A 13,701-nucleotide genomic window follows, 5' to 3' on the forward strand; every position below is an offset into this window, starting at 1 on the left:
GTCCTAATTTTCTTTAAAATTAGTCTCTTGAACCACCTGCTACGCCAAAGATACGTAACAAAGCGAAGAACAAGTTAATAAAGTCAAGATATAAACGTAAAGCACCATTAACTGCCAAACCACGAGTGTCCATACCAGCTGATTGTGCATACATTGCTTTGAGTGTTTGGTGATCATATGCGGTATAAAGTGCGAAAACAAACACACTAACCCATGAAATCAACAACATGACAATACCATTATAAAAAATGACATTTACCACTGAGGCAACCACTAAACCAATTAGCAACCCAAACAATATAGGGCGCAAACCACTGAGTGACCGCTTCGTAAAGGTACCGTATAATGCCATACCACCAAAGACAGCAGATGCTGAAGCAAAAGCTAATGCCACAGATCCAAAATTATAAATGGCTAGTAAGATACCTATCGTTATACCCTCAACCATCGCAAAAGCCATTAGCAACCCAAACGCGCGCGCAGGATTTTTGAAAGTGTTACGTCCAATCATAAACATAATCAAGAACTGCACACCAATCAGTGAAATCACACCAATTGAGTTAGTAAACAGTGCTGCCACTTGTGCTAAAAAGAATTGATTAACAACAACAGATGTCACTGCTGAAACAAGTAAAGCCAATGCCATGTATGAATAAGTCTGCTTGAAAAATGCACGCATACCTTCATCCATACCAGTCACATCACGACGGGCATTTAAATTAAAATTATCCATTTGAGTCTCCTCATAATTACTTTTATCTCCCAGCTATCATTTCTGGTTATCTCTATTATACCAGAAATGATATTAAAGTAATATTAAAAGGCCAACACAATGTAGTCGTCTTTTAATACTACGACTGCTTCTAGAGAAAAATCATTGCAAATCCGTACGTAGTTGCCCCAACAACTTTTCATAAGCAAATTCATATTTTTCAATATCACCAGCCCCCATGAATACCATGACAGCATTTTCATAAGGCATTAGTAGGCTCATATCGTTTTCGTCAACGATACCACCAAATTTACTAATTTCGGCCCCGATTTCAGCTGAGGTAACGCTACCCTTTTTTTCACGTGCCGATCCAAATATATTAACTAAATAAACTTTATCCGCAGCTTCTAAACTTCTAGCAAATTCATCTTTATAAGCAATTACCCGCGAATAAGTATGTGGTTGGAAAATAGCAATAATTTGCTTATTTGGATACTTTTGACGCGCCGCATCCAATGTTGCATCAATTTCAGTTGGGTGGTGTGCATAATCATCAATGACTGTAATATCTGCAATTTGTTTTTCACTGAACCGACGCTTGACCCCTTGATAAGTCATTAGGTACTCACGTATTAAGTTCAAATCAACTTGTTCCATATAAGATACAGCAATCACAGCTAAAGCATTTAATATGCTATGTTGCCCGAATAATGGTACACCAAATTCACCTAATTGCTCCCCACGGAAAACAACATCAAAATGTGACCCTTGTGTTGATTTGTGAATATTTGTTGCCACAAAATCATCTTTTTCAACGTTCGTACCATAATAGTAGACGTCTGCATTTGGTTGAAGTGTACGTAAATGTGCATCATCGCCCCAAGCAAAAATAGCTTTCTTGACATGATTAGCAAAATCAGAAAAAGCGTTTGTCACATCTTCAATACCCGTATAGTAATCTGGATGGTCAAAATCAATATTAGTCAAAATAGCATAATCAGGCGCATAGTCCTTAAAATGACGACGATACTCATCAGCCTCTACAACGAAAAATTGTGAATTAGGAACACCACGTCCTGTCCCATCACCAATTAAATAAGAGGTTGGTGCTATGTTTTTCAGCACGTGAGCTAGTAAACCAGTCGTTGATGTTTTACCATGCGCACCCGCAACAGCAATGGAAGTTGTCTGCGCAATTTGTTCTTGGACTGCATCCGGATATGACAACATTGTCACACCAAGCGCAAGGGCCCGAGCAACCTCGATATGATCATCCGTAAATGCATTTCCTCTCACAAAAATAGCTTCCTTGTGAGCATCAACATTTTTCGAATCAAAAGATAAAATTTTAATGCCTGCAGCTTCTAAAGGTGCTTGTGTATATGTATAAGTATCAATATCTGAACCAAGAACCGTATTGCCTTGGTCATGTAAGATTTGTGCCAACGGCCCCATACCTGTACCTTTAATACCAATAAAGTAATATGTTTTGGCCATTATTTCTCCTTGTCCATTTTAAACGTAAAATATTGCAACTCACCCTTACGCAGTTCAAATACTAATTTTTTATATTGCGCATTTTCATCATTTAGCGTGCGATATACTCGCGGTGCATCTTGCAATTGATTTTTTGTTACCATTTTAATAGTTTGTATCCACTAAACCATCCGTATAAAGTGTTTGTGCTTTAATAAAATTAAATGGTTCGCCCACTTCACCAAAATTTTCAGGCAAAACTAAAGCGCCTGGTTTATCGGGTGCTTCAGGCAAGTGTAACTCTCTACCTGAAACAATCATCCCACTGGAAGGTACACCACGAAGCGCCCCGTCCCAAATTAATGCACCTGAAGGCATCATTGTGCCAGGTTGTGCCACAGCCACTTTAATACCTTCACGCATGTTTGGAGAACCAGACACAATTTGCAATGTTTCCCCGTTACCTACTGCAGTCGTTGTCACGTGCAGGTGGTCAGAATCAGGATGTGATACCATACTTTCAACACGTCCAACAACTAATTTTGAAGCTGTCGCAACCAATTCATAATCAAAGTCAGCAGCTCTAATCAAGTCATTTAGAATTGTCACTTGGTCTTCGTTTAAATAAATCTGCCCAGCCTGTTCGGTCAAGCCTAATGCCTGACCAACACCAGTAATATTGAACCCTGTTGTCTTGTTTGTTTTTTTGTCTTGAATACGTGTCACTTGACCATGCGTAGTAACATATTGCGCATCGGCATTTGGTCCTAAAATAATAACCAATACATCCCCAAGTGCTTTTAAATTATAGCTTGTAATCATTTTTTAATCCTTAAAATTATATCTATTTTTATCTTATCACAGGAATACATAAAACACGAAAGACCGCTCTCGCGGTCTCAATCATTCCTGACTGTCAAGATATGACAGTAGTAATGCAGCTGATGCTTTCCCTGCTTCGACAACATAATCGTCAAAGACAATACCTGAATTACCATCTGCCAAATCAGATACACCTCTTAAAATAATAAATGGTGTGCCAAACTGGTAAGCAACTTGTGCCACAGCTGCAGCTTCCATTTCTGCCACTAAAGCATCTGGGAAATGTGCCAAAATGCGCTTCTGTGCCTCTGTTTGAACAAACTGATCACCTGAGACCACAAGTCCTTTTTTAACTTTGGTTAATGCTTCAAATGCTTGAACAACGGCTGCATCTGCTTCGTAGTATAAAGGCTTATTGGGTAATTGACCAAATTCATAACCAAACACGGTAACATCCACATCTGAATATGCCACACGTGTCCCAATCACTTCATCACCAATTTTTAAATCTGGATCCAATGCACCTGCCGAACCAGTATTAACAATCAAATCTGGTTGAAAATTATCAATCATTACGGTAGTTGCCGAAGCTGCTGCTACTTTACCAATACCTGACTCAGTAAGTATCACATCATGACCGCGATATTGTCCCTCTGTTATCTCTGCCCCACCATGTGTCCTGGTACGCTTATTTTCTAAAGCAGCAATCAATGCTATTTTTTCTTCCGCCATTGGCGTAATAATTCCAATTTTCATCTTTTTGAGTCTTTCAAGCTATTTTAAGCTTATTCCTTTCACATGTTAAAACACAGCTTTAATTTCTAATCACTAATTTTTATTAGTTCACCAGAAAAAAGAATGCATACGTAGCTATAATTAAAAATACTAAAATCACAATGGCTAAATTATAGCGATGTGTTAACCGTTTAGATTTACCATTTGCTGTTAATTTACCATTTGATCCGAGTTCATAACGCCCCTTTCGGGTTAAGCGCATTTCCTCGCGTGTTTCTGGTGTTACAACCGTAACTTCTGTCGGATGTTCCTTTGCATAAAGCTTTTCGGCTTGACGGCGTTCTTTATCACGTAATTTTTGCGCTTTTTTAGTCGCTTTTTGCGCTGATTTTCGTGTTAATTCTTCAGACATATTAACCTCGCAAATATGACCAATATAGGAATGCAACAATTGTCTTCTGGTCATTTAACTGACCAGCATCAAACAATGCCTTCATTTCATCGTATGACATGGTGACTAAATCAAGTGATTCCCCTAGGTCACGCGGTAACTGTTCTGCTTCAGCGACCGGTTGTAAATCACGCGCAACATAAATATGCATATACGCATCAGAAAAACCAACTGTCTCAAAAAATCCCATAACTCGTGAAATTGAACCAGCAGTCATCCGCAATTCTTCGTTCAATTCACGGGTTACAGCATGTTCAGGCTGATCAAAATCGCGCTCATCTAACTTACCAGCAGGAATTTCTAAAATAAAGTCCCCAATTGTCGCACGATACTGTTTTTCGACGATAATATGGTCATCATCGGTAAATGCTATGACAGCAATTGCTGGTACATGCCGAACAATATCGCGTCCTGCCTGCTGCCCATTATATAAAGTCACTTGCTGTGTCTCAATACTAAATATGGGACCTTCATAGACAATTTCTGAATCTATCACAATTTCACGTTCTGCCATTATACTTCTGATGCCTTTTTTAGGATAGGGTGAACTTGTGCCGCTTGGTAGGTTTTGTAACCTGCTACCAATACATAACTGACGCGTTCCCCTTGATTCAAGGATTTAAATCCTTCCATATCAATACCATTAAAGTGGACAAATACATCATCTCCACCGTCATCGGGTGTGATATAACCATAACCACGTTCTTTTTGCCAAATTTTTACTGTACCTGTTTTCATATTCTTATTGTATCAAAAAAACCACCTGTTAGGCGGTTTAGTTTTTAAACAAGTACAAATATTATGAGAATGTTTTACATTAATGCAAGTACTATAAAATTGATTAAGAAAAACGCAGATATAATCAGCAATACAGGCGATAATTCTTTAAATTTGCCTAAAGCTAACTTAACGATAATAAACATGATGAATCCGGCTGCAATTCCATATGAAATTGAATATGAAAATGCCATAAATACTGAAGTGAAAAATGCTGGTATGGCAACTTCGAGGTTTTGCCAAGAAATTTTCTTAAACTCTCCCATCATCATGATCCCTACCAAAATGAGTAAGGGTGATGTTGCTGCTGATGGCACAACACCAACTAGAGGCGCAAAAACAATCATCAATGCAAAACCAATCGCAGTTACAATGTTAGCTAGACCTGTACGGGCTCCAGCTGCAACACCAGTGGCAGATTCAATAAAAGTAGTTGTGTTTGACGTACCAGCAATACCTGCGAATGCAGTAGTAAATGTATCGACAACTAACGCACGATCCATTTTTGAATTGATACCCGTATCAGATTCGAATGCTTTCGTATCTGCCTGCGAGAATATGCCAGTTTGATTACCAATACCAATTAAAGTGCCAATTGCGTCAAATAATCCGGTCAGTCCCATAGCAAAAATTGTGATAATTGCCAGCGATGCCTGATGCCAATCAGTAAATAACGATCCAATACCATTTGCTCCCAAAGCTTGGCCGAAGACATGACCCAATGAATCAAACGCAGACCCAATTGACGTACCGGGCTGAATATGTGTGTTAGTAACACCCATTGGAATACCAATAAGGGTCGTGGCGACTAACGTAATCAAAAAAGCGCCCGGTATCTTACGCATAACTAAAACGATTAAGATAATGAAACCAATTAATGCTAATAAAACAGATGGATCGTTAAATTTACTCAATTCAGGTGTAACACCCCCATTTGCTAAGATGGTATGTATTTTATCCGCCCCTTTGCCAGTAAAGGGTTGTCCATTTAACGTCTTAATATTTTCAGGATCAACAATAAAATTAATGAACCCTGCATTTTTTAAACCTATGTAGGTCACAAACAAACCGATTCCACCACCAATGGCAGCTTTTAATTCGTTTGGTATGCCTTTAACAATAGCTCTACGTCCATGCGTTAATGTAATAACAATATCTACTACACCAACTAAGAACACAATCGCTAATGCCTGCTGCCATGTAAAACCAAAACCAAATACAATTGTATATGTGAAGTAAGCCTGCATACCAATTCCTGGCGCCAAAGCAAAAGGTACATTAGCAAATAATCCCATAAATAATGTACCAAATACTGCTACTAAAATAGCAGCCAGAAAAACAGCTTGCGTAGGAATACCAGTTTGACCCAAAATTTGTGGGTTCAAAAAGAAAATGTAGGCCATTGAGACAAATGTAGTAATACCAGCTAAAATTTCGCGACGAATCGTCGTTTTATTTTCTGATAACTTAAAAAAATTAGACATTATATTGTTACTTCTCCCGTATATGTGAAAATTTGACTACTAATTGTGATGATTAATTACGCATGTTTAAATAGTTAATTATAAATATACTTTATTTTAAAAAACTAAGTTAATTGTGTCAGAATTATTTATTACTTTTTAACTTCAATTTATGTTTTGGCAGTAATAGTACAATGAATGTGACAGACCACCCAATTAAACCTATTACCCACAAAAGTTTGACAACAAGTGGTTGTATTAAGGAAACTTTGATAACTTGTTCTCCTGAATTTTTTATATGCACATTCAGTGTCCCACGGTCATTTTTTTTATAATTACTGATTTTGTTATTAACCTGAATTTGATAATTTAAATTTGTAAAAGCAAAGAATGGCACACCTAACTCTCCAGATTTAACTTTATCAAAAGAATATGTAACAGAATTTGCTGTACTAGCTAATTTTTTTCCTCTTATCAACGTTCCTTGATTCAATGCTTCATGGTTAAAAGTTCTCATTTGCTGACTATCAGGTTTCAACAGGCTATTTCTGTTTGATTTCACTACTAATGATTGCTGTGGCAAATACTCTGGATATTTACGTAATTCAAAAAAGTCGTCTCTTCTAATAATTGAATTACTAATCCGTGATGACTTCATTAGATCAAATACACCTCGATGGTATATTTTTGGTGATAAATCTACTAGTGATTCTTGACGATACTGCCAATTATTAACAATTCTGTTTCCTATTATGAGGATGCTTAAAAAGATCATCAACCAGTTTGATGCATTATTACCATATTTTATGATGATCAGTAGTAAAACTATGAGCAAAGTTACATTGGTAAAAACCATAAAACGTGTAGGAAACTGTATTATTGAAAATAACGAATTTTGCAAGGCTCCCCATGGTACTAATGCAGTCATTAATAATATTAAGCCACCAGATATGATACTCAAGTACCTAATAGTGGTAGTTAGCTCATGCCATTTTATGCAAATTATAAAAAGAGCCATCAGAGAAAAGAGCGAAAAACTAGTTGAATACTGCCAGTTGATTGCACTAGAAAATAGATTATCTAAATTCAAAGTACCATTAATTAGTTTAAAATTGAATGGTTGGGTTAATTTGTTCCCCATCATTACAAAGATATTATACAGTGAATACGCACTTAGTATTATTGAAATTAGTGCTGCAATTCCAATTTGTTTTAACATATCAACCTTAATTACTGATTGATGCCAAAAATATAATGTCAAAACTATCAGATATAATACTAGTAAAATTGTAGAAAGTATATGTGTGTTCACCACTAAAGACACAGCGATACTGAGCAATAGTATTGCCGAAATATTAAAGCTCTTAGACATTAATATCAATGCATAAAATGATAAAATAATAGCATAAGTGGTGAAAATCATCGAAAGTGAGGTCTGCACATTATTAAATTGAGGCCTCATAAGAGAAGAAATCATCATTGAGAAGGCAAAAGCCTGAAAAGATGAAGCACCTATTCGTTTAGCAACTACATATGTACATACACTTCCCACTAGAATAGGTATTACCATAATTGCAAAGTACTGGGATATCGGGGACAACCACTGCGTCATCCATACCAGTAATATTAGTGTCCCGTTAGGATACATCGCATTGACTGCTTGTCCCACTGAACTAAAGGAATTAAAATTGACCATAGATGGTAACTGTCCATGACTTAAAGCAACATTTATCTCATGTATTCTGGAAAGATGAAACCAAACATCTTGGGACCAGGTCATAGACTGTGCAGATATATTAATGCCAAAAAGTACCCCCGTTAAGATAACTGTGGCACTCAAATATAAAATATTTTCTTTTTCCTTTATTAACATTATAAATCTCTTTGAAAATTGTTCTATCATATGAACTTAAACCTTTTCAATCTCTGGATGAAACTTAAAGCCATTGATTGTACCTCGAATTATAATCTTTAATTTACGCCAACGATATTTTACGCTAGGAAGACACAATGTTTTTATAAAATCTAAAACACCATGCCCCAATGTCTTAATAAATTTGAATAACGAGTGACGACGACGTGATGTTAGCAAACGATTACGATATTCTAGCAGATAACGTGGTAAACGCGCTTCATCTAACTCACCAACAATATCGCCAGGATTAGGATTAGATTTACTTGCATGAATAACAATCGAATCACGTACAAAATAGCCTGTCATTTCACGTGAACAGCGTTCTGTGAATTCAATGTCATCTCCCCAAATGAAGTATTCTTTTTGTGGTAATCCAGTTTTTTGAATTAATTCACGTTTAAAAATCGTTGACACAAAGGTTGCATGTTTAATAGGGACCCAATTATCTTGGCCATAAAAAACAGCCGTTTTTCCACCATCTGCTGGGGCTGGTACATTCATTTTCGACCATTCGCCATCAATCCAATTGACTTTACTTGCACCCCAACCAGCATCTGAATTAGCGTTAAACATGGTTAATAATTTTGAGAGCGCAGTTTCTGTAGGCATTGAATCATCATCCATTACCCAAACCAAATCATCCTGTGTCTTTTCATAGAATTGTCGGATCCCCCAGTTAAAGCCACCGGCACCACCAAGATTTTCAGATAAATGTTCAATAATCAAACGATTATCTGCTAGACTATCTAAATATTCTCGCGTGCCATCTGTGCTAGCACCATTGACAATAATCACGTGCTTTAGCGCTGGTGTATTTTGCCCTAAGACTTTCTGAATAGACACTTTTAAAAGTTCAAGACGATTATACGTTACAATAACCGCTGATACTGTTGCTTCACTCATTTTAATTCCTCTTTAATTTGTGACAAAATTGCAGGATTTGCCGCTGTTGTTTGCCAAATGGCTAAGTCATTTATTGATGATATGTATTGATAATTCAGCGCCAACAACCACTGCTCACGTTGTGTGTTTGGTACCATGACTACGGTATCAGATAAAGTGAGTAAGGTTTTTTGATGCAAGCTACTAGCTTGTTGCTCTATCAGTAAGGCGTCAAAAGCTTGTGTGCCTACCACACGTTGCCCGATAATACTTAATTGCTGCCAATTACCATCAATTATCATGTCATCGTTAACGAAAATACGTGTATTGGACACTGTATCATCAACATTACTAAAAAATTGCTTCCCATACCAATTATCCAATAAGTGACTGACATAGACCACAATACTAACATCCACTTTATTACTGATTTTTTTTGCTACAAGGGGGCTGAATTTGTCAGTAGAAAAATCTTCGCCATTAACTAATACAGATAAATTCCCCCGTGTTTTGAGTTTGAGCTCATGCTGAACTAATTCACCAACTCTTTGCGTTGCGTTGCCATCATCTTCAGATACAAACTCGTTAACAAAATGATGGTACTGCTCATGATGATTTATTTGAACTTGATCTATCTGACCAATCCACTCTATCACATCCGATACTTTTGTTGTAAAAGGACCAGGTAATGTGGTTGATCCTAAATATGTGCCTCGTTCACTTTGATAATTATCTGTAATGTCTAAAAATATAATTGGTCGTTTAGTGACCAGAAAATCAAAGAATAACGATGAGTAGTCAGTAACCAAAATCGCCGTGTATGCTAATAAAGCATTTGTATTTAACCAACTTGGTATCAAATACTTAGCAAAACGGTCATCGTTAAGTATGGACTCGTAAACATATGGATGTGGTTTGAATTTAATTGCATAGTTTGAATAGTTAGCTTGTATTTTCTGTAACACATCAAGATATTTTTCAAGCCCATTATGTGTGCCATCTAACGTTGCTGAGTCTCCCGTCCAAGTTGGCGCGTATAAAATAACAGGTTGGTCTGTTGCTAATTCTACTTGCATTTTTTTCAGTTGATCATCCAGCATACCATTGACTAAAACATCATTGCGAGGATAACCTGCTACTACAAACTCACCTTTAAATAAACCAGTTAAACGATAATCACGTTTGAAAATATCTGCTGTATATTGGTTAGGTAATACAAGATAATCCGTCATCATCAGCGTACGAATAACATTCCAAGAACCCATGACACCACCAGGCATAGCATATCCCATTTTTTTAAGTGGTGTACCATGCCAAGTATTGACCAAAATTTGTGACCCACGTTTAACTAAAATATTGGAAAAAATCATGGCATTGGTAATAATACATTTTGCTGTTAAAAGATATTGCATATGTTGATTAGAAAACTGTTGAACAATTATAATCCGAATATCATTCTGTAAATTCCAAAAATATAAGACTTGCTTAATATTATCGATATGCTTTTCAGCAGCTACAATCACATGCAATGTTTTAGGGTATTTTTCTAAATAATAGCGTAGCAACTCAAAAGGTGAATCATCTAGTTGCTGTCCGTCTCGCACGTCGTACAAAAATAAATGATGATCAACTTGCCAATCATCATAATGTGTGTCATAAAACTGTTTAGCGGTACCCTCTAGTGTAAGAACACTGAGATACCGTGTTTTTTGCCACTTACGATCATTTTTAAGATAGCGTAAATGATTTAAAGTTTTTTTAAACATAAAAAAAGACGTCTCCGCCTTTCATTATACCTGATTTAACGTACTATTCCACTTTCGATTGGTGTTCTGTTACTAAATCTTTGTGATTTAAATCTTTTTTAATTTGTGTTGTTGATATCTCAGGTGTACGCGCTAAATAAACAACTTTAGCATCTGTTTCTTCTTGGATAAAATCAAATTGTCCAGCCCAATCATCACCCATAACAAAAGTATCAACTTGGTATAGTTTAACATCCGAAGTTTTCTGGTCCCAAGACTCTTCTGGAATGACCAAATCAACATAACGAATTGCTTCTAGTAGTTGCTTACGTTTTTCATATGAAAAATATGTTTTCTTTTGTTTTGAATTCCAATTGAACTCATCCGTCGATAAAGCAACGATTAAATAATCGCCCATTTCCTTGGCACGTTTTAGTAAATTAATATGCCCGTAGTGTAGCATATCAAAAGTTCCATATGTAATAACACGTTTCATAATGTTCACCTCATTACTTTTCTTCTCTAGTAATATAAATTGGTCGATGTTTGGTTTCTAAGAATATTGCTGCAACGTAGCGTCCTATAATGCCCAAACTTAGTAACTGAATACCACCAATAAACAAAATAATGGTGACCAGTGATGGCCAGCCATCAACACTGTTATTATCAACTAATGCTCGAATCACAATAAAGGCGGCACTGATTAATGAAATACCAAATGATACAAACCCTAATAAAGTAATAAACATTAGTGGTACTGTTGAAAATGAAACAATTCCCTCAATCGCATACTTAGATAGTGACCAGAATGACCATGACGTATTACCAGCTATTCGCTCACGATTTTCAAAAGGAATATATTTTGTCTTAAATCCGACCCAAGTAAATATTCCCTTACTAAAACGTTGATTTTCACTCAATGACAAGATAGCATTAACCATTTGTCGTGTCATTACACGATAATCACGTGCGCCGTCAACCAATTGTGTCTGACTAATTCTATTCATCCAGATATAGAATTGCGATGAAAACCATGAGCGGAGCTTAGCTTCCCCATCACGATCAGCACGACGTGTTCCCACAGCATCATAGTCACCCGCTTGTACTTCACGCAACATTTGCGGTAACAATTCCGGTGGGTCTTGAAGATCAACATCCATCACCGCGACATAATCACCATCAGCTTGTTGCAGACCAGCATACAACCCAGCTTCTTTACCAAAATTACGAGAAAAACTAATGTAATGCACATTATCATTGGTTGCTGATAATTGCCGCAAAATACTAATTGTTTTGTCCGTTGACCCATCATCAATAAAATGATAGTGAATGACTGCCGCTATTTCTTTCTTAAACTTTTCTACCGTATTATAAAAAATTTCAATCGTTTCTTCTTCATTGTGAACAGGCACAATAATCGATAAAATATCCATCTTTTGTGTTTGATAGGTTTTTACTTGATCTGCCATATCGCCCTAAAATCCCCTAACGTCTTATATCATCATACTAAATCATGAGCAAAATTAAACTCTTGCGTAATACTAAATTCCTCACGAACCGTGTTGAAAGCATCATTAAATACTTGATCCATATCAAAATAGCGGTACTTTCCTAGACGTCCACCAAAGATAATTTCAGGATGATGCTTGCGTGCCTCTTGCGCATACTGCTTATAAATCTGAGTATTCTTATCATCATTTACTGGATAATAAGCCTCTTTCTCACGACTCCAAGCTTGTGGATATTCTTTCGTCACAATCGTTTTTCCTTGATCAGACAACCCATCAAAATGCTTCCATTCCATCACACGCGTATATGGGGTCTCAGCATCAGTATAGTTGATCACGGCATTACCTTGGTAATTATCAGAATCTATCACTTGATGCTCAAAGCGCAATGACCGATACTCTAATTCGCCAAATTGATAATCAAAGAATTGGTCAATCATGCCAGTATACAAAACACGTGGAAATTCTGCTAACAAAGTTTCTTTATGGTCAAAGAAGTCTGTATCAGTTAACACGTCAACAAGACCGTTAGACTGCGCTAACATGTTCTCAAATATTTGTGTGTACCCACCCACTGGAATGCCTTGATAGCGATGATTAAAATAATTATTGTCATATATAAAACGAACAGGTAATCGCTTAATGATAAAAGCCGGTAGTTCGGTAGCTTTTCTACCCCACTGTTTTTCCGTATAACCTTTGATCAACTTTTCATAAATATCTGTACCAATTAATGAAATCGCTTGTTCTTCTAAATTACGTGGTTGTCGATCGCCAAGGTCTGTTAAAGCTGCCGTTTTCTGAGCTTCTATCTTAGCTTTAGCCTCATCTGGCGTTTTAGTCCCCCACATTTGGTAGAATGTGTTCATATTAAATGGTAAATTATACAGCGTGCCCTGGTAGTTAGCCACAACTTGGTTTTGAAAACCATTAAAATTAGCAAATTGACGGACGTAATCCCACACCTCTTTATTATCTGTATGGAAAATGTGTGCACCAAAATCGTGCACTGTGATGCCATGTTCAGTATGGGTATGGGTATTACCAGCAATATAAGGTCGTTTTTCAACGATTAATGATTTCTTACCTCGCTTAGCTGCTTCATAGGCAAATACCATCCCAAAAGGCCCCGCGCCAACAATTAAGTAGTCATAGTTTTTTGTATTAAATTTATTTGTCATAATATACCTATTATACCTGAATAACTAGTTTTTT

At 36.7% G+C, this 13,701-nt stretch carries 15 protein-coding genes; all 15 read right to left on the reverse strand.

The genetic code is table 11. The annotated features are described in order from the left end of the window. Positions 1 to 19: 19 nt before the first annotated feature. On the reverse strand, positions 20 to 733 hold the full coding sequence (locus FGL89_RS01710) for a Bax inhibitor-1/YccA family protein (RefSeq protein ID WP_014974134.1): 714 nt from the start codon (positions 731 to 733) through the stop codon (positions 20 to 22). A 141-nt stretch (positions 734 to 874) separates the two neighbouring features. After that, complete coding sequence (gene murC / locus FGL89_RS01715; RefSeq protein WP_014974133.1) at positions 875 to 2,209, reverse strand: UDP-N-acetylmuramate--L-alanine ligase; 1,335 nt, start codon at positions 2,207 to 2,209, stop codon at positions 875 to 877. After that, positions 2,209 to 2,352 (reverse strand): hypothetical protein, encoded by a 144-nt coding sequence (locus tag FGL89_RS01720; protein ID WP_014974132.1) that lies wholly within the window; start codon positions 2,350 to 2,352, stop codon positions 2,209 to 2,211. Before FGL89_RS01720 ends, murC begins: the two co-directional genes overlap by 1 nt. Before the next feature lies 1 nt (position 2,353). Then, complete coding sequence (ytpR, locus tag FGL89_RS01725) at positions 2,354 to 3,010, reverse strand: YtpR family tRNA-binding protein (protein ID WP_147000314.1); 657 nt, start codon at positions 3,008 to 3,010, stop codon at positions 2,354 to 2,356. 81 nt (positions 3,011 to 3,091) lie between these two features. Continuing rightward, a complete protein-coding gene (locus FGL89_RS01730; RefSeq protein ID WP_147000315.1) occupies positions 3,092 to 3,766 on the reverse strand; it encodes a 5'-methylthioadenosine/adenosylhomocysteine nucleosidase in 675 nt (224 codons plus the stop codon). Between the two features lie 82 nt (positions 3,767 to 3,848). Continuing rightward, positions 3,849 to 4,157 (reverse strand): hypothetical protein, encoded by a 309-nt coding sequence (locus FGL89_RS01735; RefSeq protein ID WP_135197283.1) that lies wholly within the window; start codon positions 4,155 to 4,157, stop codon positions 3,849 to 3,851. A 1-nt stretch (position 4,158) separates the two neighbouring features. Beyond that, on the reverse strand, positions 4,159 to 4,710 hold the full coding sequence (locus FGL89_RS01740) for an NUDIX hydrolase (protein ID WP_135197282.1): 552 nt from the start codon (positions 4,708 to 4,710) through the stop codon (positions 4,159 to 4,161). Beyond that, positions 4,710 to 4,934: a cold-shock protein gene (locus tag FGL89_RS01745; protein ID WP_014974127.1), complete on the reverse strand. Its 225-nt coding sequence runs from the start codon at positions 4,932 to 4,934 to the stop codon at positions 4,710 to 4,712. The genes FGL89_RS01740 and FGL89_RS01745 overlap by 1 nt, the downstream gene beginning before the upstream one ends. 74 nt (positions 4,935 to 5,008) lie before the next feature. Continuing rightward, positions 5,009 to 6,457: an NCS2 family permease gene (locus tag FGL89_RS01750; protein ID WP_014974126.1), complete on the reverse strand. Its 1,449-nt coding sequence runs from the start codon at positions 6,455 to 6,457 to the stop codon at positions 5,009 to 5,011. 124 nt (positions 6,458 to 6,581) lie between these two features. Then, a complete protein-coding gene (locus FGL89_RS01755; RefSeq protein WP_147000316.1) occupies positions 6,582 to 8,309 on the reverse strand; it encodes a putative glycosyltransferase family protein in 1,728 nt (575 codons plus the stop codon). Positions 8,310 to 8,345: 36 nt separating this feature from the next. Next, positions 8,346 to 9,254 (reverse strand): glycosyltransferase family 2 protein, encoded by a 909-nt coding sequence (locus FGL89_RS01760; RefSeq protein WP_135197280.1) that lies wholly within the window; start codon positions 9,252 to 9,254, stop codon positions 8,346 to 8,348. After that, a complete protein-coding gene (locus FGL89_RS01765; RefSeq protein WP_135197279.1) occupies positions 9,251 to 10,999 on the reverse strand; it encodes a CDP-glycerol glycerophosphotransferase family protein in 1,749 nt (582 codons plus the stop codon). Before FGL89_RS01765 ends, FGL89_RS01760 begins: the two co-directional genes overlap by 4 nt. A 43-nt stretch (positions 11,000 to 11,042) precedes the next feature. After that, positions 11,043 to 11,474, reverse strand: a complete 432-nt coding sequence (gene tagD / locus FGL89_RS01770; protein WP_014974121.1) for a glycerol-3-phosphate cytidylyltransferase — start codon at positions 11,472 to 11,474, stop codon at positions 11,043 to 11,045. A 13-nt stretch (positions 11,475 to 11,487) separates the two neighbouring features. Beyond that, positions 11,488 to 12,447, reverse strand: coding sequence for a glycosyltransferase family 2 protein (locus FGL89_RS01775; protein ID WP_041773147.1), 960 nt, complete (start codon positions 12,445 to 12,447; stop codon positions 11,488 to 11,490). Between the two features lie 32 nt (positions 12,448 to 12,479). Then, on the reverse strand, positions 12,480 to 13,667 hold the full coding sequence (glf, locus tag FGL89_RS01780) for a UDP-galactopyranose mutase (protein WP_135197277.1): 1,188 nt from the start codon (positions 13,665 to 13,667) through the stop codon (positions 12,480 to 12,482). Positions 13,668 to 13,701: the final 34 nt, after the last annotated feature.

This window comes from Leuconostoc carnosum (assembly GCF_007954525.1).
Taxonomy (GTDB): domain Bacteria; phylum Bacillota; class Bacilli; order Lactobacillales; family Lactobacillaceae; genus Leuconostoc; species Leuconostoc carnosum.